General features: G+C 66.3%; 21 protein-coding genes. 16 read left to right on the top strand and 5 right to left on the bottom strand.

The annotated features are described in order from the left end of the window. Positions 1-64: 64 nt before the first annotated feature. Entirely contained in the window at positions 65-2017 is a 1953-nt protein-coding gene (locus Q9Q40_11555) for a CRTAC1 family protein (GenBank protein MDQ7007856.1), read from the top strand. A gap of 52 nt (positions 2018-2069) precedes the next feature. On the opposite strand, the gene Q9Q40_11560 is transcribed toward Q9Q40_11555, so the two are convergent. After that, a complete protein-coding gene (locus tag Q9Q40_11560) occupies positions 2070-4304 on the bottom strand; it encodes a DUF5916 domain-containing protein (protein MDQ7007857.1) in 2235 nt (744 codons plus the stop codon). Positions 4305-4666: 362 nt separating this feature from the next. Between Q9Q40_11560 and Q9Q40_11565 the strand changes: the two genes are divergently transcribed. Together Q9Q40_11565 and Q9Q40_11570 are read left to right on the top strand one after the other, a co-directional pair. Continuing rightward, a complete protein-coding gene (locus Q9Q40_11565; protein MDQ7007858.1) occupies positions 4667-5887 on the top strand; it encodes an AAA family ATPase in 1221 nt (406 codons plus the stop codon). Positions 5888-5996: 109 nt separating this feature from the next. Then, the gene (locus tag Q9Q40_11570; GenBank protein MDQ7007859.1) at positions 5997-8288 is read left to right on the top strand and encodes a response regulator; all 2292 of its coding nucleotides are present in this window, start codon (positions 5997-5999) and stop codon (positions 8286-8288) included. Here the strand turns inward: Q9Q40_11570 and Q9Q40_11575 are convergent. Genes Q9Q40_11575 through Q9Q40_11585 form a run of 3 tightly spaced genes read right to left on the bottom strand, consistent with a single transcriptional unit; the run spans position 8275 to position 11155 of the window. Continuing rightward, positions 8275-9666, bottom strand: a complete 1392-nt coding sequence (locus tag Q9Q40_11575; GenBank protein ID MDQ7007860.1) for an NAD(P)(+) transhydrogenase (Re/Si-specific) subunit beta — start codon at positions 9664-9666, stop codon at positions 8275-8277. The genes Q9Q40_11570 and Q9Q40_11575 overlap by 14 nt on opposite strands. A 23-nt stretch (positions 9667-9689) precedes the next feature. Continuing rightward, positions 9690-9971, bottom strand: coding sequence for an NAD(P) transhydrogenase subunit alpha (locus Q9Q40_11580; GenBank protein ID MDQ7007861.1), 282 nt, complete (start codon positions 9969-9971; stop codon positions 9690-9692). Between the two features lie 8 nt (positions 9972-9979). Beyond that, complete coding sequence (locus Q9Q40_11585) at positions 9980-11155, bottom strand: Re/Si-specific NAD(P)(+) transhydrogenase subunit alpha (GenBank protein ID MDQ7007862.1); 1176 nt, start codon at positions 11153-11155, stop codon at positions 9980-9982. Positions 11156-11613: 458 nt separating this feature from the next. Here Q9Q40_11585 and Q9Q40_11590 point away from each other — a divergent pair, with 458 nt between their 5' ends. From Q9Q40_11590 to Q9Q40_11650, 13 genes are all read left to right on the top strand, one after another. Then, on the top strand, positions 11614-12273 hold the full coding sequence (locus Q9Q40_11590) for a cytochrome c3 family protein (protein MDQ7007863.1): 660 nt from the start codon (positions 11614-11616) through the stop codon (positions 12271-12273). A gap of 8 nt (positions 12274-12281) precedes the next feature. Next, positions 12282-15293 (top strand): TAT-variant-translocated molybdopterin oxidoreductase, encoded by a 3012-nt coding sequence (locus Q9Q40_11595; protein ID MDQ7007864.1) that lies wholly within the window; start codon positions 12282-12284, stop codon positions 15291-15293. Between the two features lie 3 nt (positions 15294-15296). Further along, positions 15297-16763, top strand: a complete 1467-nt coding sequence (nrfD, locus tag Q9Q40_11600; protein ID MDQ7007865.1) for an NrfD/PsrC family molybdoenzyme membrane anchor subunit — start codon at positions 15297-15299, stop codon at positions 16761-16763. Next, positions 16760-17302 (top strand): DUF3341 domain-containing protein, encoded by a 543-nt coding sequence (locus Q9Q40_11605; GenBank protein ID MDQ7007866.1) that lies wholly within the window; start codon positions 16760-16762, stop codon positions 17300-17302. The genes nrfD and Q9Q40_11605 overlap by 4 nt, the downstream gene beginning before the upstream one ends. 4 nt (positions 17303-17306) lie before the next feature. Beyond that, entirely contained in the window at positions 17307-17954 is a 648-nt protein-coding gene (locus Q9Q40_11610) for a cytochrome c (protein ID MDQ7007867.1), read from the top strand. Positions 17955-17967: 13 nt separating this feature from the next. Then, positions 17968-19182 (top strand): quinol:cytochrome C oxidoreductase, encoded by a 1215-nt coding sequence (locus Q9Q40_11615; GenBank protein ID MDQ7007868.1) that lies wholly within the window; start codon positions 17968-17970, stop codon positions 19180-19182. Positions 19183-19250: 68 nt separating this feature from the next. Beyond that, positions 19251-19559: a hypothetical protein gene (locus Q9Q40_11620; GenBank protein MDQ7007869.1), complete on the top strand. Its 309-nt coding sequence runs from the start codon at positions 19251-19253 to the stop codon at positions 19557-19559. Further along, positions 19556-20383 (top strand): SCO family protein, encoded by an 828-nt coding sequence (locus Q9Q40_11625; protein ID MDQ7007870.1) that lies wholly within the window; start codon positions 19556-19558, stop codon positions 20381-20383. Before Q9Q40_11620 ends, Q9Q40_11625 begins: the two co-directional genes overlap by 4 nt. Beyond that, positions 20380-21396: a cytochrome c oxidase subunit II gene (gene coxB / locus Q9Q40_11630; protein MDQ7007871.1), complete on the top strand. Its 1017-nt coding sequence runs from the start codon at positions 20380-20382 to the stop codon at positions 21394-21396. The genes Q9Q40_11625 and coxB overlap by 4 nt, the downstream gene beginning before the upstream one ends. Beyond that, a complete protein-coding gene (gene ctaD, locus Q9Q40_11635) occupies positions 21393-23060 on the top strand; it encodes a cytochrome c oxidase subunit I (protein MDQ7007872.1) in 1668 nt (555 codons plus the stop codon). Before coxB ends, ctaD begins: the two co-directional genes overlap by 4 nt. A gap of 4 nt (positions 23061-23064) precedes the next feature. Beyond that, positions 23065-23892, top strand: a complete 828-nt coding sequence (locus tag Q9Q40_11640) for a cytochrome c oxidase subunit 3 family protein (GenBank protein ID MDQ7007873.1) — start codon at positions 23065-23067, stop codon at positions 23890-23892. Between the two features lie 12 nt (positions 23893-23904). After that, positions 23905-24243: a cytochrome C oxidase subunit IV family protein gene (locus tag Q9Q40_11645; GenBank protein MDQ7007874.1), complete on the top strand. Its 339-nt coding sequence runs from the start codon at positions 23905-23907 to the stop codon at positions 24241-24243. Then, positions 24240-24845, top strand: coding sequence for a cytochrome c oxidase subunit 3 (locus tag Q9Q40_11650; GenBank protein MDQ7007875.1), 606 nt, complete (start codon positions 24240-24242; stop codon positions 24843-24845). Before Q9Q40_11645 ends, Q9Q40_11650 begins: the two co-directional genes overlap by 4 nt. On the opposite strand, the gene Q9Q40_11655 is transcribed toward Q9Q40_11650, so the two are convergent. After that, a complete protein-coding gene (locus tag Q9Q40_11655; protein MDQ7007876.1) occupies positions 24799-25893 on the bottom strand; it encodes a DUF3179 domain-containing (seleno)protein in 1095 nt (364 codons plus the stop codon). The two genes, Q9Q40_11650 and Q9Q40_11655, sit on opposite strands and share 47 nt — an antisense overlap. Between the last annotated feature and the right edge of the window lies 1 nt (position 25894).

Here is a 25894-nt window from a genome sequence, read left to right on the forward strand (position 1 = left end):
TCAGATCGGGTTGCGGGTTCCGGGCCGCTGCCCGTATATGAGTCGACCCAGAGGAGGGCTTACCATGGGTCGACCGGCGACGTCCCCGGCTTTTGCTGTATATTTGCTTATTGCCGCTTTCGCGGCCCTGCCGACGGCCGTGTGGGGCGCCGACCCCACGCCGCCCTACTTCACCAACGTGACGGCCGGATCGGGCCTCGAGGGCGTCCCCGCCTATCGTGTCTCCGTGGGCGACCTCAACGGAGACGGCTATCCGGACATCCTGATTCACTTCGAGCCGAACCATGCCGCGGGAGACGTGGTCGACAAGCAGTGGCTCTATCTCAACGAGCCGGGCGACGATCCGAACGACCCGTTCAGCCGCAAGTTCGTCGATCACACCGCCGGCTCGGGGATCCGGGACAATCGGCAGGGCACGGCCGACGGCCGCCAGTCCGACGCCGCGATCTTCGCGGACGTGGACAACGACGGCGACCTCGATATCTTCACCAACGTCTATCTGCACCGCAGCTACGACCTGGACTTCGGTACCAACGACCTGCTGCTCAACGACGGCAACGCTCATTTCAGCCTGGCGCCGGATTCGCCGTTCCACCTCGAACCGACCTACAACACGCCGGCGGCGGTCTTTCTCGATTACGACAACGACTCGGCCATCGACCTGTTCATCGGCAACTGGTACAAGCCCGACAGTACGCTGACCCGGGACCAACTCTACAAGGGGAGCGGCGACGGCGGATTCAGCAACGTCACGGTGGGTACGGGTATCGACCAGGTCAACACCTGTGTCTACGCGGTGGCGGCCTTCGATTCCAACGGTGACGGCCTGATGGATCTCTTCGCACCGCCATACAGTCGTACGGTGTTCGGCTCGATTCCGCGCCAGTACCAGAACAATGGAGACGGCACCTTCACCCAGGTTCAGGCCACCACGCACTACGACGAGTATCGCGGGATTTTCGGCCAGAAGGTTTCCTTCGGCAGCATGCCTCGAGATTACGACAACGACGGAGACGAAGACTTCTTCGAGATCATGACCCATGGAGAAGGCGACGGCGCGACGGGAGTTCATTCGACGGTGGTGACCAACGACGGGGGGATCTTCTCCTGGGATTTCGACCGCGTTTCGGGGCGGGCCGCCGAGGATCCCGACACGACCCACCACGGAGATCATTTCGCGAGCTGGATCGATTTCGACGGTGACATGCTGGTCGATTTCATTCTCACGGAAAGCGGCTACGGCAACAACCGTCTCTACCTCTTCAGGCAGGCCGCCGACCATACCTTCTCGCCGGTCACGGTGGATTCGGGGCTCAACGAGATCAACATCGACAATCTGCCGCCGGGCTACGTCACGCCGCTGGACTACGACCGCGACGGTGACGAGGACCTGTTGATCACCTGTGGCGACACGGGTGTCCGGCTCTACCGCAACGACGTGGGCACCGACAACAACTGGCTCGCCATCAAGCTGGTGGGCGTCGGGGCGCCGGGATACGCCAACAAGAGCGCGATCGGAGCCCGCGTGGCGGTGACCGCCGGCGGCGTGACCCAGACGCAGACGGTCTACGCGGGCAACGGGCACGAAGGGCCGATGCGCCCCCTGACGCTGCACTTCGGCCTGGGCGGCGCGACGACGGTGGACAGCGTCCGGGTGCGCTGGCCCAACACGGCCCTGGTCGAGCAGGAACTGACCGGGGTGGGCATCAACCAGTTCCTGACGATCCACGAACCCTGCGACGGCGCGACGGATCCCACGGGCTTGCTGATCAGCAAGCAGGGGAGCGACCTGTTGCTCGAGTGGGACGACCCGGCGGATCCGGGCGTGAGCTGGAACGTCTATCGCGACGGCGATCCGGACCCCTCCACCTGGGGGGCGGCGCACGCCGCCGGCGTGGGGGACGAGGATCCCGGGACGCCCGGTATCCAGTACACGGATGTGGGCGCGGCATCCGACGGCGCACGGTGGTTCTACCTGGTCACGGCCACCAACGTGTGCGGCGAGACCCCGCTGTAGGCCCGCGATTCCGGCGGCGGCCCCCGGGAGGCGCCGCCGCGGGATGGGGGGCTCACAGCAGCCAGGCGTAGCCCAGCTTGACGAAGAACGTGCGGTCGGCGCGGAGCTGGTCGACGGAATCATCGCCGAGTCGGGTGTCGCTGTAGCCGGCGAAAACCACTGTCTGGGGATTGACCTTGTAGGAAAACAGGTACTGAACGAAGAGTCGGCGTGAGCGCGCGTCCACCGGGAAGGTGTAGAGCCGGGGTTCTCGCGTGATGGCGGTGCGCTGGACGATGGCCCGGACAAAGGTGCGCAGGCCCAGGTGATAGACGACGCGGGCGTTGGTCAGATGGGCCTGGAAGAGGGTCTCGCCATGGACTTCGAGCTGCTGGAGAGTGTGGTCCAGTTGAAGGAAGAAGCGGCGCCCCAGGTTCCAGGTGATGCCGGGAGAGATCTCCCGAATTCGCCCCTGCCGGAGATTGGCCACGTCGATCTCGTCGCCGACGGACAGCCTGAAAGATGATGTGAAGGCGCCGCTGGGGCGGATGTTGAAGAAAGCCGTCGTCCGGTCCTGGTCGAAGAGAGCGTTCCCCAATCGGGACTGGCGGCGGGAGGCGCGGAGGATCAACAGCGACTGGTAGGGGCCTTCGAAACGGGAGCTGAGCGCGATCTCGCGGTCGGTGACCTGGCCGGCGAAGTTCTCGGTACGGCTCGCGTCCAGGTTGAACCGGCTGCGGTTCAGCACGCTGCCGTCGCGGCCCCAGAGGGTGCGCCGCAGGCCGGCTCCCACGGTGCGGGTGTCGACGCGTGGCATGAAGCCGGTGTCGGCGCGGAAGTCGGGACTGACACGGGAGCCCCAGGCCCACCAGCCCCAGTTCCGGGCGTCGTGGGAATAGCTGAAAGTCAGCGCATGTCCGCGGATCTTCTCCTCGGGGCGGGCAAGGATCGGAGCGTAGTAGGTGGCGGCCGTCAGAGCCTGGAAGTGGATCGCGTCGACCGGGCTGAGTGCGATGCGGCCGTCGAAGCCGCCCAGGCGGGAGTGGTAGTGCTCGCCCTCCCGCCCGGTGACCAGCACGCCGAGCTGGGATGACGTACCCACGTCGCGCCGATAGCGCAGCACGTAGGTATCGTTGCCCTCCGCCAGGCTGGTGGAGGTCGAGCCCTGGTTTCCGGGGAAGACGAGGTTCGTGACCCGGTCGTGAGCCACGTAGGCGCCGATGGCGTGGGGGCCTTCCTTGCCGGTCAGCTTGATGCCCCAGGAGGGATCGGCCACGGCCCGCGTGTGGACGGTGCGAAAGCGCGTCCCGAAGAGATCGGCTCCCTCGAGGAAGAAGGGGCGCTTTTCGGGGTAGAAGAGCGCGAACCGGCGGTTGATTTCGAGCTGGGCCACGTCGGCTTCGACCTGGGAGAAGTCGGGATTGAGAGCCAGGTTCAAGCTGAGATTCGGCGTGATGCCCCACCGCGCCGACAGGCCCGTGTCGGTCTCTGAAGCCTGGGGCTCGAGGGGCCCGGCGGGGAAGTCGCTGCGTTCTTCCCGCCTCGACCAGGTCGCCGTCGGCGTGAACTCCAGGCCCCGACCGGGCGTCATGCGCTCGAGCCCGGAGATCTTCCCGGCCTGGCAGAGAAAACAGGTGTCGTTGCGGTCGATGGGCACCGAGTGCAGTCGGCGCCGCTGGGTGCGGGGCCAGGAACGGAAGGCGATCACGCCCCATGTCTGCTCTGCGGTGCCGCGAGGAAAGCGGAGCGCCGTCCAGGGGATGGCCAACTCCACCGTGAATCCCCCGGTGGAGATCGTGCCGGCGCTTTCCCAGATCGCGTCCCAGGAGAAGTCGTCTCCCGGGGCTCCGGTCAGGCTGCCGTATCCGCCGGTACCTCCGATACCCGCCACGGCGGCGTCCATCTGGACGCCGAGAGGATTGGCCATGAAGGCGAAGGCGCGCCGGCCGTCGAGAAAGGGGTCGATCATGATCCCCACGATGTCGTCCCGGAAGGCCAGGTCGCGGTCGCTGTAGTGGGCACGGATCGACGCCGGCTGGGGATCGGCGGCGAGGAAGGCGACGTAGAGGCGCTGGTCGTCATAGAGCAGCAGGCAGCGGGTGGAAACCGGCGCGGGAATGTTGTCACCGGGATAGGTCTCGAAGGCCAGGTCGAGGCCCAGGGCCCCTTGCCAGGCCGGCTCGTCGAGCTTCCCGTCGATGGTGATCGGTTTTCCGCCTTCCGCGAGCCGCGGGACGTCGCCGGCGAGGGTGGTTCCGGCGGCGAGAAACGCGAAGGCGAGCAGGAGGAAGCGGCAGGGTGGGGGCATCGGCGGTCCTGGTCGGGGGTTGGACGAACAAGCATGCCGACAGCTTCCATCCCGCGCCAGAGGGGAACGGCGCCGAACGGCGACGCTGCCGGGGGGGGCTGGGTAAACGCGCCGCTGGACCGTTTATTCGCCCCGGGTTGACCGATTGTTCGTTCCCGCGATAGGCTGCGGGCCTGGTGGATGGAGGCCCAGTCGATGGACGCCTTCCCGGCCCGATGTCTCGCTGGTTGTCGCCGGCCCTCCTGCCGTCCCGGGGCAGCGCGTCGCCTTCACCCCCTGTCCGCTCGGCCCTTCCTTTTTCCCCGGCGTCCGGCTCCCGTGGACCGCCGGCCGCAGTCTCCCCCCCTGCAAGGAGGTTCGCAATGAGCGTCACCCTGGCCCTGGTCAACCAAAAAGGCGGTTGCGGCAAGACCACCTCCGCGATTCACCTGGCCGCAGCCTTCGCCGCGGCGGACTGCCGGGTGCTCCTGGTCGATCTCGATCCCCAGGGCCACGCCACGCTGGGCCTCGGACAGGCGCCGCCCGACGAGGGGCGGGTCCTGGCCGACTTGTTGCGCAGTCCCGGAACGCCGCGCGAGGGTGCCGTCGACGAGATCGCAGTGGAGGCGCGTGACGGCCTGTTCCTGGTTCCGAGCACCCTGGGCCTGGCCGGCCTGGAAGTGGAACTGGCCGGGCGCGAACAGCCCGAACAACGGCTGGCTGCCGTGTTGAGCCGTGGCCGGCGCCGCTGGGACCTGGTGGTCATCGACTGCCCCCCGAACCTGGGGCTGCTGACACTCAATGCACTGGCCGCTTCCCGGCAGGTCGTGATTCCGTTCGAGGCGTCGCCCTTTGCGCTGCAGGGTGTCGAGCGTGCCGAGCAGACCCTGGAGGCCCTGAAGGACCTCACCGGGCATCGCCTGGAGAGCTGGTACCTGCCCACGCTGACGGCGGCCAGGGATCGGCTGGGGCGGGCCGTCATCGCCGAGATGCTGGCGGGGCATCCCGGGTGGGTGCTCGCCCCCGGTATCCGCCGCAGTGTCGTTTTTCCCCAGGCGGCGAGCGTCGGGAAGACCGTGATGGAGTACCGACCGAAATGCCGGGCCGCGATGGACTATCCGAGGGTGGCGGAGCGGCTGCTGGGCGAGTGGCGCAAGGCCGGCTGGCTCGAGGAGGACGATTTCACGGGTCTCGTTCAGCGGGGCGGCGACCTGGTCTTCTCTCACCGCCGCCTGCCCCCCGTCCAGGTCCGCCTGGCCGGAGATTTCAACGACTGGGTGCCCGACGGCGGCGTTCGCCTGGTCCAGGTGGAGGGGGGCTGGGAAAAGCGCCTGACCGTCCCGCCGGGTCGTTACGAGTACAAGTTCATCCTGGCCGGCCGGTGGTCGATCGACAGCGCCAATCCCGTCGAGGTGCCCAATCCGCGGGGGACGACCAACTCGGTGATCGTCGTGACACCGGTGGCGCGGGAGCCGGTTCGGGGAGTCCGGGTGCCTGCCGGTCCCTCCACGCCCGAGGCCGCCAAGGTGCGCCAGGCGAGCCTCCTGTCCGCCCGGCAGCGAGCCCGGATGGTGCGCCGTCATTTCCGCCCCAGCACCCGCTAGCGGCCTGGCCGGAGGGCGGAGGTCAGCGCCCGGTTGCGGCCGGTGCCGGGATGCCCATATTCGACCCTGACGGGCTTGGGGCGGGTGTGAGCGCGTGACCGGAGAAGTCGTGCCAAGACACGGATCCGCCTGGTACAGGTTTGGTGGCAGGCGAGCATGGTGGGGCGCGGCCCTGTGGACGGTTTTCTCGTTCTGCGTGCCCCTCGTGGTCGGTCGCTGGCCCGTTGCCGGGGGGCCGGCCGCCTCGATCGTCTCGAGCCTCGTTTTCTGGCCGGCGGGGCTGCTCGCCATCCGGTACGCGACGCGCTCTCCCCTCGGGTCGGAGGGGACGGGGCTGCGCGCCCTGATGAGTTCCGCCCGGAATGCCCCGGTGAGCTTCCTGGCCGTCGATGGACGGGGGACCATTCTCGCCGTCAATCACCGCCTGCTCGAGGAGACGGGGTATACCGCCGAAGAGATCGAGGGCCTGAACATCGAGCGCATCCTGGTCCATGTCGAAGACGCGGTCACCGGGGCCGGCGCCGAGGTCTTCTATCGCTCGGAAGTTCCGGTGCGCGGGCAGGCGCTCCGGCTGCGTTGTGCCGGTGGGCGTATCGTGGATTTCCTGGTGGACGCCGTTCCCGTCGCCACGGAGCGGGGTGAGGGGGGGCACGTCGCGGTCCTGCGGGACGTCACCGACCTGCGCCGCGTCGAAACGGAACTGCGTGAGGCCCGGGAGCGCCTGGAGCAGACCAACGCGGAGCTGAGCTTCTCCTACAACAAGCTCGAAGAGACGACCCTGCAGGCCGCCGAGATGGCGCGGCGTGCCGGGGAGGCGGCCGAAGCCAAGGGGGCTTTCCTGGCGACCATGAGCCACGAGATCCGCACGCCGATGAACGGGATCATCGGCATGACCGAGCTGCTGCTGGACAGCGATCTGGATGCGGAACAGAAGGACTATGCGCTGATCGTGCAGAACTGTGGTCGTACGCTGCTCACCTTGATCAACGATATCCTTGATTTCTCGAAGATCGAGGCCGGCAAGGTGGAGCTGGAAATCCTGGATTTCGACCTGCGGGCCACTGTCGACGACGTGATCCAGTTGCTCTCCCCCAAGGCGGCGGACAAGGGGTTGGAGCTGGCCTGCATGATCGATCCGGACGTGCCGTCCTATCTGCGGGGAGACCCGGGCCGCCTGCGCCAGATTCTGCTCAATCTGGCCGGCAACGCGATCAAGTTCACCGAGAAGGGCCGCGTGCTGATCACCGTCAGCCTGGCCTCCCGGCGCAACACGTTGTTCGAACTTCGATTTGAAGTGCAGGACACCGGCATCGGCATTCCCGGGCCGCTGCAGGACAAGCTGTTCCAATCTTTCAGCCAGGCGGACACCTCGACGACTCGGAAGTACGGCGGCACGGGTCTCGGCCTGGCGATCTCCCGCCAGCTCGTATTGCTGATGGACGGCGATATCGGTGTGGAGAGCGAGGAGGGCAGAGGGTCGACCTTCTGGTTCACTGTCGTGCTCAACGCGCCCGCGGAGGCGATGGAAGCACCCGTGGTGCTGTCGGAACTCGAGGGGAAGCGGATTCTGGCTGTCGATGGGGAGAGTCTCAATCGGCGGATCCTGGCCAGCCAGCTCGAGGCTTGCGGATGCCGGCACGAGGAAGTCGCGGCATACGACGAGGCGCTCGAACGCCTGCGGGCGGCGAAGGCCGGGGGGGAGCCCTTCGATGCCGTGTTGATCGGCGGGCGGATCGCCGGCGGCGCGAGCGGCGAGGAGTTGGGGGCGGCGATCAATGCCGACGAGGGGATCGCTTCGACGCCGCTGGTCTATCTTGCCGACCAGGGCCGTCGAGGCGATGCCGCCCGGATCAAGGAACGCGGTTTCAGCGGTTACCTGGTGCGACCGATCAAGCAGTCCCAGGTCCGCGATTGCCTGGCCATGGTGCTGGGGGCCCGCGAGGCGGGAGGGTCCGAGTCGCTCCGCCTCGTCACGCGACACACGATCCGCGAGAAGGTCTTCAAGAAGGCCAAGATCCTGCTCGCCGAAGACAATCCGGTCAATCAGAAGGTCGCCCAGCGCCTGCTGGAGAAAATGGGTTACCGATCGACCGTCGTGGCGGACGGCCGCCAGGCCCTCGAGGCCCTCGACGGCGGTGACTACGACATCCTGCTCACCGATGTCCAGATGCCCGTGATGGACGGCCTGGAATTGACCCGGGCGATTCGGGAACGGGAGACGGAAGGCCGGCACCTGCCGATCGTGGCGATGACAGCCCATGCCATGCGTGGAGACCGCGAGAGGTTCCTGGCCGCCGGCATGGATGACTACGTCAGCAAGCCGATCGACAGGGACGAGCTGGCCCGGGTCATCGAAAGGCACACGACCCGGGCCGCGGAGCCGGTGACTACGACTCCTTGAGAGCTGCGATCAGCTCGACGATCGCCTTCTTGCCGTCCCCAAACATCATCAGCGTGTTGTCCATGGCGAACAGCGGGTTGGGGATGCCCGCAAAGCCGGGCGAGAGGGAACGCTTGACCACGACCACGGTCCGGGCCTTGTCGACGTCGATGATCGGCATGCCGGCGATCGGGCTGGATGGATCGGTGCGCGCCACGGGGTTGACCACGTCGTTGGCGCCGATGACGAGGGCCACGTCGGCCTGTTCGAGAGTCGGGTTGATTTCGTCCATCTCTTTGAGCTTGTCGTACTCGATGTCCGCCTCGGCGAGCAGCACGTTCATGTGCCCGGGCATGCGGCCGGCTACCGGATGGATCGCGAATTCGACGCTGCACCCGCGGGATTCCAGCAGGTTCGTCAGATCCCGGACGGCATGCTGGGCCTGGGCGACGGCCATGCCGTAGCCGGGCACGATGACCGCGCGCTGGGCGCTGTCGAAGAGCATCGCGACTTCCTCGGGGCTGGCCGACTTGACGTTGCCGCCGTAGACATCGTCGGCGGAAGGGCCGTCGGCGGCGGGGCCGAGGACGCCGAAGAGAACGTGGGTCAGCGATCGGTTCATCGCCTTACACATGATGCTGGTCAGGATCACTCCCGACGCGCCGACCAGTGAGCCCGAGATGATCAACACGTTGTTGTTCAGCACGAAACCCGTGGCGGCGGCCGCCAGGCCCGAGTAGGAGTTGAGCAGGGCGATGACCACCGGCATGTCGGCGCCACCGATGGGGATCACGAGCAGGATACCGAGCAGGGCCGAGACGCCGCAGATCACCCAGTAGGCCGTCAGGTTGGTCGGATCCGTGACCAGCCAGACCGAGGCGCCCAGCGTGGCGAGGGCGACCAGGGCGTTGAGCGGCTTCTGGCCGGGAAAGATCACCTGGCCGCTGGGGAAAAGCTTGAGGCCCTGGAGCTTGCCGAAAGCCACGACGCTGCCGGTGAAGGTCACCGCTCCGATCAGGCCGGATGCCGCGGTGGCGATGATCATCTGCAGGTTGGGAGGCAACTCGCCACGCAGGGTGATGGCCAGCGCGCCTCCCGCCACCAGCATCGAGGCGATGCCGCCGAAACCGTTGAAGATGGCCACCATCTGCGGCATCGCGGTCATCTGGACGCGGGCCGCGGAGACGGCGCCGATCGCTCCGCCGACCACGATACCGGCCAGGATCACGCGGAAATCCAGGCCCCGGGCCAGCAGCGTGGCCAGGGCGGCGAGCAGCATGCCCATGGCGCCGAGGAAGTTGCCGCGGACGGCGGTGCGCGGGTGGGTCAATCCCTTGATACCCAGGATGAAGAGGATCGAGGCCACCAGGTAGGCCAGGTTGACCAGTCCCGTGTCGATCAAGAACTCGTTGCCCATGGCTCTCAGCCCTTCTTCCGGAACATGTCCAGCATGCGGTGGGTGACGAGGAAGCCGCCGACCACGTTGATCGTGGCGAACACCAGCGCCAGGAAGGCCAGCACGGTGGTGATCGTGTCGTTGCTGGTGGAAGCGGAGAGAATCGCGCCCACGATGGCGATCCCGGAAATCGCGTTGGAGCCCGACATCAGCGGCGTATGCAGCGTCGGCGGCACCTTGGTGATGATCTCGAAACCGACGAAGATCGCCAGCGCAAAGATCGTCAGCAGCAGGATCAGCAGTTCCATGGAGCCTCCTATTCCTTGTCGTCGTTCGTGGGGGGAGCGAGGAGTCCTTCGAGGCGGGCGTTGACGAGCCGTCCGTCCCGGGTCAGCAGGGTGTCGCGGATCACTTCGTCTTCGGTGTCGATCTTCAGCGCGCCTTCCTTGTCCAGCAAAGTGCGGAAGAAGGTGACCAGGTTCTTGCCGTACATCTGGCTGGCGTGGTAGGCCATTTCCGAGGGGAGATTCGTCGGGCCGTAGATCGTGACCGAGTGTACTTCCCGGACCTCGTCCGGACGGGTCAATTCGCAGTTCCCGCCCCGTTCGGCGGCCAGGTCGACGATGATCGAGGCGGGACTCATCTGCCGCACCATCTCTTCGGTGACCAGCACCGGGGACTTCTTGCCGGGAATGGCCGCGGTCGTGATCACGACCTGGCACTCGGCGACGACCCGGGTCATCACCTCGCGCTGCCTGCGGTAGAATTCTTCACCGAGTTCCTTGGCGTAACCGCCCTTGTCTTCGGCGGCGGTGGGCTCCAGCTCCAGCTCGACGAACTTCCCACCGAGGCTCTCCACCTGTTCCTTGACCGCGGGGCGGACATCGTAGGCATGGACCACTGCGCCCAGGCGCTTGGCGGTGGCGATCGCCTTGAGTCCGGCGACGCCGGCGCCGATGACGAAGACATGGGCCGGCGCGAGGGTGCCGGCCGCGGTCATTTCCATGGAGAACAGCCGGGGCAGGGCGTTGGCCGCCAGCAGCACCGCCTTGTAGCCCGCCACCATCGCCTGGGACGAGAGGACGTCCATGCTCTGGGCGCGGGTGATGCGGGGGAGGAGTTCGAGGCCGAAGAGCGTGATGCCGCGGCCGGCGAAGGCCTGGATCCGTTCGGCATGCGACAGCGGGTCGGCCAGGCCGATGACGACTTGACCCGCGTGCATCAGCTCCAGGTCCTGGTCACCGGTCGCCGCATTCGCACCCGGCGTGCGGACCTGGAAGATCACCTCGCAGTCGGCGAAGAGCTGCGCCCGGTCTTCGACGATGGTGGCGCCTTTTTCGGCGTAGTCCTCGTCCGTGTAGCCGGCCGCCATGCCGGCGCCGCGTTCCACGCAGACCTCGACGCCCGCCTTGAGCAGGGGCGCCAGCACTCCGGGAACGAGAGCCACGCGCTTTTCTCCAGGGCAGGTTTCCTTGGGTACTCCAGCTTTCATCGGGGTTCCTTCCTCGGGCCGGGCGGCCCCTGCTGAGCACTCGCGACTTCTTCTTCGGGCCCCTGACGGGGTTTCACGCAGCCCCTTTTTACTCCATTTTCAGCCAGGGGCGAAAGCCGTCGCCCATCATGCAGGACCCGGGGGCGCTTCAAAAGGGGGGTGGCTGACCGATTATTCAGCCGCCGCCGTGCTCCGCCGGGTTTCTCTCCGCTGCCGGCGCCCCGTCGCCGGCAGCGGCGGGCTTGATCTGGATCAAGGGGCGCCTCTTGTCTGCCCCGGTTATCCATGCATGATTAGGCCCCTTGAGCGGGTAATCATTTCGACCAAGCCGTCATCTACCTCCCTGCGACGCGGGAACGAAGCGAAAGAAGCGGGTGATCGACTTTCGCCGAGGATCTGTTTTGCGATGGAAGGGCGGGGCGGCGCGCGCTGGGTGAAAACCCCGGGGCCTGGAAACCATGGAATCTGATCGCCGTTTCGTATTCCCCAAGTGGGCCAACCATATCAGGACGATCATCGGCCTGGCCCTGGTGGGCGGGCCGGTCTATCTCGTCGTGGTCGTCTGGCTGGGCTTTTCGCCGAAGACGATCAATGCCGGGTATCAGCCGGTCCAGCCGGTGCCCTACTCCCACGCCCTCCATGTGGGCAAGCTGGGTATCGACTGCCGCTACTGCCACAACACCGTCGAGGTGGGGGCCAAGGCCGCGATCCCCCCGACCCAGACCTGCATGAACTGCCACCAGCGGGTCCGGGCGACCAGCGACAAGCTGGCTCTCGTCCGCCAGAGCCACGCCACGGGCGAGCCGATCCCCTGGGTCAGGGTGCACGACCTGCCCGACTACGTCTATTTCAACCACTCGGCTCACGTGACCCGCGGTGTGGGATGCGTGGAGTGCCACGGCCGTGTGGATCGCATGGAAGAGGTCCGGCAGGTGGCTCCGCTGAGCATGGGCTGGTGCCTGGACTGTCACCGCAATCCCGATGTCCACCTGCGCCCCCCCCAGTACGTGACCCAGCTCGACTGGGCGCCTGAGGAGGATCGTGCCGAGGTCGGTCGCCAGGTGCGGGAGAAGCGTAACCTTCAACCCTCCACGGACTGCTCGACATGTCATCGATGAAGAACCCGGTGCCCGACAAGAAGTACTGGCGCTCTCTCGGAGAGCTCGGAGAGACCGCAGAGTTCCGCCGCTGGCTGGAGAGCGAGTTCCCGGCCGCCATGCCGGAGCTTTCCGGCTCTTCCCGCCGTTCTTTCCTGCGACTGATGGGGGCCTCGATGGCCCTGGCGGGGCTGACGGCCTGCCGCTGGCCGAAGGAGACCATCCTGCCCTTCGCCCGCCGGCCGGAAGGACATGTCCCCGGTGTGCCCGAGCGTTACGCCACGGCGATGGACGTGGGCGGCGCGGCCTCGGGCCTGCTGGTCACGAGCTACGACGGGCGCCCGGTCAAGGTGGAAGGCAATCCGCGCCATCCCGCCTCGCGGGGGGCCACCGACGCGCTGGCCCAGGCGGCGGTGCTCGAGCTCTACGACCCCGACCGGTCGACGCGGCTGGTGCGGCGGGAAGGGGGCCAGCAGGTACACCCGGCGTGGAGCGATTTCGACGGCTTCGCCGCCGCCGCCTTCGGCGATCTGCGTGCCCGGGGCGGCCGGGGGCTGCATGTGCTCACCGCCGCCTCCTCTTCGCCCAGCTTCCGGCGGATGGCTGCCGAGTTCCGCCAGGCCTTTCCCCAGGCCCGGTGGCACGAGTACGAGGCGCTTTCCCGGGACAGCGAGCGCGAGGGGATCCGCATGGCCTTCGGGCGCCCGCTGCGCAGCCACTTGCGGCTGGCCCGGGCGGCGGTGATCGCCTGTTTCGACGCGGACCCGATCTTCGATCACCCCGCGGCGCTGGCCCAGGCCAGGGACTTCGCCGATTCCCGCCGGCGGGTGGACGAGGCGGACCCCAGCCGGCTCTACGCCGTGGAGAGCGCCTACTCCCTGACGGGCGCGGTCGCCGATCAGCGGTTGCCGGTCGCTCCCGCCGAGGTGGGGCGCGTGCTGATCGCCGTGGCCGGCGAGCTGGCGCGCCGGGGCCTTTTCCCCGGGGGAGCCGGGCTGGCGGCCGATGGCCTCGAGCCCCGCGCGGCGGCGTTTGCGGCGGGCCTGGCCGAGGACCTGGCGGCTCACGCTCCCGACGTGGTGCTTGCCGTCGGCCCCCGGCAGCCGGCCGTGCTCCATGCCCTGGCCCATCTGATCAACGCCGCTCTCGGTGCTGGAGGCGCGACCGTTTCCTACACCGCCGATCCGGACGGCGATCGTCCGTCCCACTTCCAGGCCGTCACCGAGCTGGCCGCCGCCATCGACGCCGGTTCCGTGGACACACTGCTGATCATCGGCGGCAACCCGGCCTACGACGCTCCGGCGGAACTCGGCCTGGCGGAGAAGCTGGGCCGGGTGCGGCAGAGCATCCGGTTGGGGCTCTACGAGGACGAGACCTCCGAACTCTGCTCCTGGCATCTGCCGATGGCTCATTTCCTCGAGACCTGGGGCGATGCGCGGGCCTGGGACGGCACGGTGAGCGTGGCCCAGCCGCTGATCGCGCCGCTCTACGATGGGCGCAGCGCCATCGAACTGCTCTCCCTGCTGACGACGGGGGTCTTGACGTCCGGTCACCAGATCGTGCGCCGCACCCTCCGCCACTGGCTCGGCGAGGTCGGTTTCGAGAAGGCCTGGCGCCGCAGCGTTCACGACGGCGTGGTCGCCGGCTCGGCCCTCGAGCCCATCACCGTCCGCCCCTCCGCCTCGGCCATGGATCGTTTGCGGCCGGAGCTGGCGGCTCTCGCGGGTTCCGCCGCGGTCAAGGGAGCCGTCGACCTGGTCTTCACCCGGGGGGCCACCTACGACGGTCGCTATGCCAACAACGCCTGGCTCCAGGAACTGCCGGACCCCCTGACCAAGCTGACCTGGGACAATGCGCTGATGGTCGGGCCTTCCACCGCCGAGGCGCTGGGGGCCGAGCATGGCGAGCTGGTCGCTCTCGAGGTCGACGGGCGTCGTCTCGAGGTTCCGGTCTTCGTCGCGCCGGGCCAGGCCCGCGGCACCGCTTCCCTGGCCCTGGGTTACGGTCGCCGTCGGGCGGGGCGGGTCGGCACTTCGGTGGGGGTCGACGCCTACACCTTGCGTACGGTGGCCGGTGCCGGCTGGATCGAGGGGGTTCGCGTCACTCCCCTCGGTCGCAGCTATCCCCTTTCCTGCACCCAGGACCACTTCGCCATCGACCAGCTCGGCCGGGACGAGACCGGTCGACGGGCCGGCGAGCTGGTGCGGGAGGCGGACCTGGCCGAATACCGCGAGCAGCCTGATTTCGTTCGGCACCGGGTCCACGAGATGGAGCCGATGTCGATGTGGAAAGAGTGGGAGTACGACGGCCACAAGTGGGGCATGGCCATCGACCTCAACACCTGCATCGGTTGCAGTGCCTGTGTCGTGGCTTGCCAGGCGGAGAACAACACTCCCGTGGTGGGCAAGGAGCGGGTCGGCGAGGGGCGGGAGATGCACTGGCTGCGGGTCGACCGGTACTACAAGGGCGAGCCGGACGAGGCGGGTATCGCTTTCCAGCCCGTGGCCTGCCACCACTGCGAAGACGCTCCCTGCGAATCGGTCTGCCCGGTGGCGGCGACCGTCCATGACAGCGAAGGGCTCAACGTGATGGTCTACAACCGTTGCGTGGGCACGCGCTACTGCTCGAACAACTGTCCCTACAAGGTGCGGCACTTCAATTACTTCAATTACCACAAGAACTTGACCGAGCTCGAATCGCTGGTTCACAACCCGGAGGTGACGGTCCGTTCCCGTGGTGTGATGGAAAAGTGCACCTACTGCACCCAGCGTATCCAGGCGGTGAAGATCCAGGCCGCCAACGAGCAGCGGCCGATCGCCGACGGCGAGATCGTTCCGGCCTGCGCCCAGGTCTGCCCGACCCAGGCCATCGTCTTCGGCGACCTGAACGATCCGGAGAGTCGGGTCGCCCGGGCCCATGCGCACCGGCGGGCCTACGGCATGCTCGAGGAACTGAACGTCAAGCCGCGTACCCGCTACCTGGGGAAGGTTCGCAATCCTCCCCCCGGTGGCGGTGGGCATGGATCCAAGGAGCACCACTGACCCATGAGTACGGCACCGATCGACAATCTGGGGCAGGATCCCCGGCAGCGGGCACCGCTGGTTCTCGGGGGCAAGGGCTTTACCGAGGTCACCGAGACGGTCTGCGCGGTCGCCGAGCGCAAGCGCTGGCCCCTGGGATGGTGGGCCTCGTTCGGGGTGGCCCTGACGCTGCTCCTGATCCTCAAGGCCTGCATCGTCTACCTCATCACCACCGGTGTCGGCGTGTGGGGCAACCAGGTGCCCGTGGCCTGGGGCTTCCCCATCGTCAACTTCGTCTTCTGGGTCGGCATCGGCCACGCGGGGACGCTGATTTCGGCGGTGCTCTTTCTCTTCCGTCAGAAGTGGCGGACGAGCATCAACCGCTCCGCGGAGGCCATGACGATCTTCGCGGTCGCCTGCGCCGGGACGTTCCCGGCGATTCACATCGGTCGTGTCTGGCTGGCGTACTGGCTCTTCCCGCTGCCCAACCAGATGGCCATGTGGCCCAACTTCCGCAGTCCCCTGCTGTGGGACGTCTTCGCCGTGAGCACCTACGCGCTGGTTTCCACCATGTTCTGGTTCATGGGTATGGTGCCCGATCTGGCGACTCTGCGTGACCGGGCGACGGGCAAGATCCGGCAGATCGCCTACGGCATCGCCAGCCTGGGGTGGACCGGGTCGAATCGTCACTGGCTTCGCTTCGAGCGGGCCTACCTGATTCTCGCCGCCCTCGCCACGCCGCTGGTGCTCAGCGTGCATTCCATCGTCAGCTTCGACTTCGCGGTTTCCATCCTGCCTGGATGGCATACGACCATCTTCCCGCCCTACTTCGTGGCCGGAGCGATTTTCAGCGGCTTCGGCATGGTGGCGACGATTCTGATCCCCTGTCGCCGCTTCCTCGGACTCGAAGACCTGATCACGCGGCGGCACATCGAGAACATGGCCAAGATCATTCTCGTCACGGGTTCGATGGTCGGCTACGCCTATTCCGTCGAGTTCTTCATCGCCTGGTACAGCGGGAATCTGGCCGAACAGTTCACCTTCATCAATCGGGCCTTCGGCCCGTACAAGGTGGGCTACTGGATCATGTTCACCTGCAACGCCTTCATCCCGCAGCTCTTCTGGTTCCGCAAGGTTCGGACCAGCGCGCTGGGGGTCTGGATCATCAGCATTTTCGTCAATATCGGCATGTGGTTCGAGCGATTCGTGATCGTGATGAGCTCGCTCAGCCGCGACTACCTGCCCTCGAGCTGGGGGCACTTCACGCCGACACTGATCGACATTCTCACACTTGTGGGCAGTTTCGGGCTTTTCTTCACGCTCTTCCTGCTCTTCATCCGCTTCCTGCCGATCGTGGCCATGGCGGAGGTCAAGAGCGTGATGCCGCAGGCGCTCGTCTCCCACGACGGACACCGGCCCTTCGGCGATTACTGGCCCGACGCTCCGCATCCGGATCGCCAGCGACCGCGGCACGGGGAGGATGCATCGTGAGCGGACAGGAACCCCGGATCTGGGGGATGATGACCGAGTTCGACGACGTGGCGAAAGCTGTCCACGCGGCCGAGAAGGTGCGGGACGCCGGCTACGAGTACTGGGACACCCACACCCCCTTCCCGGTACACGGCCTGAGCGACGCGATGGGGATGCGGGACACCCGGCTGCCCTGGCTCGTGCTCGCCTGCGGAGCGACGGGCGCCACCCTGGGCCTGGCCATGCAGTTGTGGATGAACGGGGTGGACTATCCGTTGAACATCGCCGGCAAGCCGCTGTTCGGCATCCCGGCCAACATTCCGATCGTCTTCGAATCGACCGTCCTCTTCGCGGCGATCTCCGCGTTCGTGGGCATGCTGATTGCCAACGGCCTGCCGCGCTGGTATCAGCCGGTGCTTCGCAGTGAACGCTTCCGGCGGGTGACCAACGACCGCTTCTTCATCGTCATCGAGGCGCGGGATCCCAGCTTCGATCCGGAGAAAACCCGCGCTTTCCTCGAGTCCTTGGGAGGACTCGGCGTCGAAGTCGTGGAGGACTGAGGCGATGCCGAGACCGATGGTCTACCTGTTGATCCTGCTGGTTTGCCTGTCGTTCGTTCCCCTGGCGTGGATCGCCCGGGCGCGGACCCGCGTGTCCTCCCAGCCCCGTATCCACATCGTTCCGGATATGGATTCCCAGGAAAAGTTCAAGGCCCAGTCCGCGAGTTTGCTTTTTTCGGACGGAAGGGCGATGAGGCTGCCCGTCGATGGCACCATCGCCCAGGGTGAGCTGCAAGAGGACGACCACTACTACCGGGGCAAGGTCGGCGAGGCCTTCGCGACGACTTTCCCCGGGCAGGTGCGGGTCGACCGCGCCCTGCTCGAACGGGGAAGAGAGCGCTACGGTATCTACTGCGCCCCGTGCCACGGCCAGGCCGGTGACGGCGACGGCATGGTCGCCCGTCGCGCCGAAGAACTCGGGGAGGGCACCTGGACGCCGCCGTCGAACCTGCACGACCAGACGGTGGTCGAGCGACCCGTGGGGCACATCTACAACACGATCGCCAACGGAATCCGGAACATGCCCGCCTACGGTTCGCAGGTTCCAGTGGCCGATCGCTGGGCCATCGTGGCCTACGTTCGCGCGCTTCAGCGGAGCCGGCGCGCGAGCATCGACGAGGTTCCGGCGGACAAGCGGTCGACTCTCCGCTGAGGCGAGGTGGGTGATGCAGCAGATCACGGACATCAGCCGGGAAAACCGCTTTCTCGAGGGCTTGTCGGCCCGGCTGACCCTTGTTGGACTGGTTCTCGGCGTGCTGGGCCTGGGGGCGGCGTTCGGCCTGGCCCAGGGCGCTGAAGGGGGGATGCACCGCCTGTGGTGGTCCTACCTGGTGAACTGGGTTTTCTTTCTCAGCATTTCGTTGGGAGCGCTGGGCTTCGTCCTGATCCAGCACCTGGCCAAGGCCGGCTGGTCGGTGGTGCTCCGGAGGATCGCCGAGGGCTTGGCGGCCAATACGTTGATCTGCGGCCTGCTGTTCGTGCCCCTCTACTTCGGGCTTCACGATCTCTATCACTGGCTCGATGCCGAAGCCGTGGCCCACGATCATATCCTGCAGCACAAGGCGGGGTATCTGAACCTGGACTTCTTCCTCGTCCGCGTGGCGCTCTACTTCATCGCCTGGGTCGGTGGGAGTCTCTTCCTGTTGCGGACATCCATCAAGCAGGACCGGACCGGTGACTATCGCTTGACCCAGCGCATGGAGAAGGTATCGGCCCCGCTGATGTTCGTCTACGCCCTGACCGTCACCCTGGCCGCTTTCGATCTGTTGATGTCCCTCGATCCCCACTGGTTCAGCACGATCTTCGGCGTGTACTTCTTCGCCGGCGGATTCCTGGCCTTTTTCGCGCTTCTGCCGGGAATCGTCTGGTGGCTGCAAGGCCGTGGCCGCCTGGAGCGGGCCATTACCCCCGAGCACTTCCAGGACATGGGCAAGTTCATGTTCGCCTTCCTCGTCTTCTGGGGTTACATCGCCTTTTCCCAGTTCATGCTGATCTGGTACGGCAACCTCCCCGAGGAGATCGGCTGGTACCTTCGCCGGGAAGCGGGGACCTGGTCCGACGTGGCGTGGTTGATCGTCGTGGGGCATTTCATGCTGCCCTTCGTGTTCCTGATGTCCAAGCACGTCAAGCGCAGGCTGCCGATCCTGGTCCTGGCCGGACTGTGGCTGCTGGCGATGCATTGGATCGAGCTTTACTGGATCGTGCTGCCGGAGATGAACCACGAGGCGGCGGAGGTGCCCTGGAGCCTGTTCGACCTGCTGTGCCTGGTAGGCATCGGCGGTTTCTACCTGGCGGGCTGGTCCCGGTTGATCGGCAAGGCGGCGCTGGTGCCTGAGAAGGATCCCCGCCTCGGCGAGTCGCTGAGTTTCGAAAATGTCTGATCCCGTGGCAAGCCGGGCGTCCGGCGACGCCCGCGCCGGGTCCGCGGCGGCGGGATGAGGAGAGCGTGATGTGGAGCAAGGGACAAGGCGATCCTGACCCCCTGGCCCTGGGTTTCGTCCTGGCCGCCGGGTGCATCATCGTCATTGCGACCGTGCTGGCCCTGGAGGGCTTCTACAACTTTGCGGAGCGGCGGATGCTCGAACAGAGAGTCGTGGCCGTCGAGGATACGACCCTCGCCCGCGTCCGTGCCGAGCAACTCGAGAAACTGACGGAATATCGCTGGATCGACCAGCAGGCGGGCCGGGTGCAGGTGCCCATCGAGCGGGCCATGGAGCTCGTGATCGAGGATGAGGCACGGGGTGGGGGGGGACGGTGAAGCCGTCGCTGCCCATCGCCTTGCTGGCGCTGCTCGTCGCGGGACCGGCGGCGGCCCAGACCGTCAAGGCGGTACCCGACGAACTCCAGGGAGTGGGCGTGACCGAGCACCTGGGCCGCAGGCTTCCCGCGGACCTGGAACTGGTCGACGAAAACGGGCGGCGGGTGGTCCTGGGCGACTACTTCGATGGCCGCCGACCGGTGATCCTCAGTCTCGGCTATTTTCGTTGCCCGATGCTCTGCAACCTGATCTGGAACAGCCTGGTCGATACGCTGCGTGAACTGGAGTGGACCGCGGGCCAGGAATTCACGATCCTGACCGTCAGCATCGATCCCGATGAAACCGCGGCCCTCGCGGCGGCCAAGAAAGAAAACTACATCCGCAGCTACCAGCGGCCTTCGGCGGCGGCGGGCTGGCATTTTCTGACCGCCGAGCAGCCGGTGATCACCGAATTGGCGACTCAAGTCGGATTCGATTACCGCTATCTCCGGGAGCAGGACGAGTTCGCCCACACGGCCGTGCTCTTCATGCTCTCGCCCGAAGGGAAGATCGTACGCTATCTCTATGGAGTCTCGCAGGAGCCCAAGACCCTTCGCCTGGCCCTGGTCGAGGCCTCGGAGGGTACGATCGGTACGACTCTCGATCGGGTGATTCTCTACTGCTTTCACTACGACGCGAAGGAAAGACGCTACACCCCCGCGGCGATGGCGCTGATGCGGGTGATGGGGGCGATCACGATCGCGGCACTCGGATCGGTCCTCTTGGTGCTTTGGCGGGTTGACAGGCGCCGAAAAAAGAAGATGGCCGCGACGGAAGCACGATGATGAGCCTGTTCGATCACCTCCTCGGCGCGGTGGCGCTGGCGGGGCCCGGCGATGGTTTGAGCCTGCCCGTTCGGGCGGCCGACGTGGCCGACTCGGTGGATTGGACCTTCAACTACATTTTCTATGTCAGCGTTTTCTTTTTCGTGCTGATCACGGCGCTGGCGGTGATTTTCGTGGTGAAGTTCCGCTACCGCGGCGATCGCGAACTCGGCCAGGGGCCTTCCCACAGCACCGCTCTCGAGCTGACCTGGACGATCATCCCCAGCATCCTGGTGATCGTGATGTTCTACTCCGGCTTCAAGGGTTACATGCAGATGAACCTGCCGCAGCAGAACGCCTACGAGATCCTGGTCAACGCCCAGAAGTGGTCCTGGGAGTTCACCTATCCCAACGGTTATGTCGACAAGGATCTGCACCTTCCGGTCGATCGTGAAATCCGCCTCGTGCTTTCCTCCAACGACGTGATTCACAGCCTCTTCATCCCGGCCTTCCGGGTCAAGAAAGACGTCGTTCCCGGGCGCTACAACAAGCTGTGGTTCAAGGCCAATCGGCCGGGAACCTACACGCTGCTGTGCGCCGAGTACTGCGGGACCAGTCACTCGGACATGCTGGCCCAGGTGATCGTCCATCCCGCCGGTGAGTTCGATCAGTGGTTGACCCTGGCCTCGGATTTCATCGCGGCGATGCCTCCCGTGGAGGCCGGCGAGCGCGTGTTCAAGACCCGGGGCTGCACCCAGTGCCATACGGTCGATGGCAACCGGGGCATCGGACCGACTCTCAAGGGTGTCTTCGGGCACGAGGTGACGATGAAGGACGGCACCAGGGTGTTGGTCGACGAAGACTACATTCGCGAATCGATCCTCAATCCGCAGGCCAAGGTGGTCGAAGGATACGAACCGGTGATGCCTACCTTCCAGGGAAGAATCAAGGACAAAGAGATCACGGTCCTGATCGAGTACATCAAGAGCCTCAGCTCGGGCGGCCCCGAGGCGGCCCCGGAGGAGAAGCCATGACCGCCATCGATGCCGGCGCGCAGGCGGAGACGAACTACCTCGGCGCCTCCCGCGGGATTCTCTCGTGGATTTTCACCCTCGACCACAAGCGGGTCGGCGTGATGTATCTGGTCTCGACGCTGACCATGTTCGCGCTCGGGGGCTTTTTCGCGATGCTCGTGCGTACGGAGCTGCTCACGCCCGAGCGTACGATCATGGGGCCCGATACCTACAACAAGATGTTCACCCTCCATGGAGCGGTGATGATCTTCCTCTTCCTGATCCCGGCGATTCCAGCGGCCCTGGGCAATTTCGTCCTGCCCCTGCAGCTCGGTGCCCGGGACGTGGCCTTTCCCCGGCTCAACCTGGCCAGCTACCACATCTACATGTTCGGCGCGTTCTTCGCGATCTGGACCCTGGCCACCGGCGGGGTCGACACCGGCTGGACCTTTTACACGCCCTACAGCACGACGACCAACACCAGCGTGGTGTCGATGACCCTCGCGGCGTTCATCCTGGGTTTTTCCTCGATCTTCACGGGACTGAACTTCATTGTCACGGTGCACAAGATGCGTGCGCCGGGCATGACCTGGTTCAAGCTTCCGCTCAACGTTTGGGCGCTCTATGCCACCTCTGTGATCCAGATCCTCGCCACCCCGGTGCTGGCCATCACCCTCCTGCTGCTGGCCCTCGAGAGGGTCTTCGGCATCGGGATCTTCGACCCCAACCTCGGTGGTGACCCGGTGCTCTTCCAGCACTTCTTCTGGTTCTACTCCCACCCGGCGGTCTACATCATGGTGCTGCCGGCGATGGGGATCATGTCGGAGACGATCTCGGTCTTCTCGCGCAAGCATATTTTCGGCTACAAGTTCATCGCCTTCTCCTCGGTGGCCATTGCCCTGATCGGTTTCTTCGTCTGGGGACACCACATGTACACCTCGGGGCAGTCGAACCTGGCCAGTACGATCTTCTCGTTCCTGACCTTTGCCGTGGCGATTCCGTCCGCGATCAAGGTTTTCAACTGGCTGGCGACGCTCTACGGCGGCTCGATTCGGCTCGACACGCCGATGATCTATGCCTTGTCTTTCATGTTCCTCTTCCTGATCGGCGGGCTGACCGGCCTCTTTCTCGGCACGCTTTCGGTCGACGTCCACCTGCACGACACGTACTTCGTCGTGGCCCACTTTCACTATGTGATGGTTTGTGGGACCGTGACGGCGTTTCTCGCCGGCCTGCACTATTGGTGGCCCAAGATCACGGGCCGGATGTACAACGAGAAACTGGGGCGGATCGCCGCGGTTCTCGTCTTCCTGGGCTTCAACCTGAGCTTCTTCGTGCAGTTCCTGATGGGCTACAACGGTATGCCCCGGCGCTATTACAACTACCTGCCCAAGTATCACTCCGGGCACGTGATTTCGACCGTCGGGGCCTACCTGACGGGCATCGCCCTGGTCATGGTGCTCTTCTACCTGCTCGCCTCGTTGCGCAACGGCAGAAAGGCTCCGGCCAATCCGTGGGGTGGTGCGACGCTGGAGTGGGAGACGGCCTCACCGCCCCCTCCGACGAACTTCGAGTCGACCCCGGACGGTTCGCGGGATCCCTACGATTTCACGGATTTGACCTGGAAGGGCGAGGCGGAAGGCTGGGTCCATCGATCTGCGGCTGCGGCCGAGGGGAGGGCATAGTTTCATGAGCGAGGCGGCGAGAGCGCCGGGCGGGGTGAGCCACGAACATCCCCGGAACCTGGCCCACCACTTCGATGACCCCGCGCAGCAGGTCGAGGCCGGCAAGCTGGGGATGTGGCTGTTCCTGGCCCAGGAAGTGCTCTTCTTCGGGGGGCTCTTCGCGGCCTACGCGTATTTTCGGGCTCACGATCCGGAGATGTTCCACTACGCCCACAAGATGCTGAACTGGAAACTGGGCGCCTTCAATACCCTGGTTCTGATCTGCTCGAGCTTGACGATGGCCTGGGGTGTGCGGCTGGCCCAGCTCGGCAAGCGGCGGGGGCTGGTCTGGATGCTGATCCTGACCCTCGTCTTCGCCACGGTCTTCCTCGGCGTCAAGTACGTGGAGTACAAGGAAAAGTTCGAGCATCAGCTGCTGTGGGGGCGCAGCTACAACCCCGACCCCCACGTGCTCGAGGAGCATGGCATTCCCGAGGAGGTGGCCGTCGCCTCGCTGCCTTCGGGGCCGGCGGCGGATGCTCCTGTCGCGCCCGCTTCGGATGCGGCCCCGGTCGCCGGGGACGCCGGCGCCGGGCAGCCGGAGCCGGTGGAGGTGATACCCCGGCCTCCCCAGAACCTGCACATCTTCTTCGGCATCTACTTCGCGTTGACGGGGCTGCACGGCCTGCACGTGTTGATCGGCATGGGCGTCATCGGCTGGGTCCTGATGCGTGCTGCGCGCGGCGACTTCGGTCCCGATTACTTCACGCCGGTGGACATGGTGGGGCTCTACTGGCACCTGGTGGACCTGATCTGGATCTTCCTCTTCCCGCTGCTTTACCTGATCAGCTAGACGAGGCCGACGATGTCCAAACACGATAGTTCCAGCCCCCACGTGGTGCCCGTGAGACTGCTTCTGGCGGTCTGGGGCGCGCTCGTCGCGCTGACGGTCGTCACGGTGGGCGTGGCGCAGTTCGATTTCGGCGAATTGAACATCGTCATCGCCATGGCGATCGCGGCGGTCAAGGGATCGCTGGTGGTGCTCTACTTCATGCACATGCGATGGGAACGGCCGTTCAACGCGGTGGTCTTCATCGCCTCGCTGTTCTTTCTCGCGTTGCTGATCGGCATCACCCTTCTCGACAGCACGGCCTACCAGCCGGAATTGATTCCCCGCTACGCCCCGGCGATGCATTCCCAGTGAGATCGCGCCCCAGGTCCGCCCGGCTCGAGAGGTGGATCACGGGGCCCGCACTGGCCGCTACCGCCAGGGGCCGGCTGGGCCTGGCCCTGTTTCTGCTGTCCGGGAGCATGCTTTTCGGCGCGGTCATGGTGGCCTACGTCTCGATCCGGCTGGGCGCCGGTACGTGGCCGCCCGCTCTCGCTCCACCGATCCCCCGCAGCACCTGGCTGAGCACAGCGCTGGCCGTCGGGGCGAGCGTGCTCATGGCGCGCGCTCTCCGCGCGGCGAGAGCGGGAGACCGGGTTCGGCTGGCCGGCCGGCTTCGCGGCGCCCTGGCGCTGGCCGTGGCTTTTCTCGGCAGCCAGGCTGCGGTGTGGGTCCAGCTCCAGGCGACGGGGGGCGGGGTCCGGTCGAGTCTCTACGGTTTTACCTTCCATGTCTTCAGTGCGCTCCACGCCGTCCACGTCGTCGGCGGTGCCGTTCCGCTGGTTTTCGTCCTGTGGAGAGCCGGGCGGGGCGCCTACGATGCGCACCATTGCGGGGCCGTGGAATACCTCGCCGCCTACTGGCACTTTCTCACGGCCGTGTGGCTGCTGCTCTTCGTCCTGATGGTGCTCTGGTAGCCCTGCCGGCCGCCTCCGGTGCGGAGTGGAAGGCATACCAGGCGAAGTAGAAGGCGTGGACGACACCGATGCCTGATTCCGGGGCGAGATCCTCGACAAGGACGGTGGGTGGCTCCGGGTTCCAGCGGGCACGAACGGTCCGCCCGCGGAAGGGGAGCCGCAAGACGCCGTCGGCCGCCGCCATGGTTGCCAGTTCCCCGTGGGTCCAGACCCGCGTCTGTTCGTCGCTGACCAGCGCAACCACGCCCTCCTTGCGTCGTCGATGGGGTTCGGGCAGCGGACGAACCGGGAAACGCAGCCGCTCGTCGCCGAAGTACGGGGCGTAGGGATCGCGCTTGTAAAGGCGCACCAGGTTGGGGTCGGGTTCGAGGACGGTGGTGTCGGGGTGGGCCCGTCGCCAATCGCCCCAGCGCGCCAGGCTGGCGGGCAGCACCTTCAGACGGCGGCCCGCCCGGGGGCCGCTGACGGCACGAAACAGGAGCTGGCTCCAGAGACTCCGGCGACCGCGTTCCGGCTGGACGTCGTAGGCCAGCAGGTTGGAGTTGTAGAGCAGGCCGCTGAAGGCCAGGTCGATCACGTCGCCGTCCACCCGCCGGTCGAAGACCACCGCGGCGTCACAGAGGGGGTTGTAGGTCACAGCCACGGGAATTCCGCCCAGGGTGTCATTGGCGATTTCGTGCCAGTTGAGCACGCGCAGGGGATAGGCCCGGGCTTGGCCGCCCCAGGCCAGGCCGATCACCCTGTCGGAGCCGACCAGGTACTTGCCCCGGTGCTCGGTGTTCCACCGGTCCGCCAGGGAGGCGCTGAAGTGGGGCGGGGCGTGGAGGGCCAGCAGGCCGTCGGGGGGTTGTCCCGAGGCGGCCAGCAAGGTGCGATCGAGTTGAAAGCCGGCGAGGTCGAAGCCGTGGGCGGCGACGTCCAGGCCCTCGCCCGCCTGCGTGTGCCTGGGGTGGAGCAGGCGCGGCCCGCCGAGCCAGGCCGCGGTGGCCAGGGCCGCGGCCAGCAAGCCGAACACCGGCCAGAGAGCGGAACGGTAGCCGAGGCTCATC

The organism is Acidobacteriota bacterium, from assembly GCA_030949985.1.
In the GTDB taxonomy this organism is placed as follows: domain Bacteria; phylum Acidobacteriota; class Polarisedimenticolia; order J045; family J045; genus JALTMS01.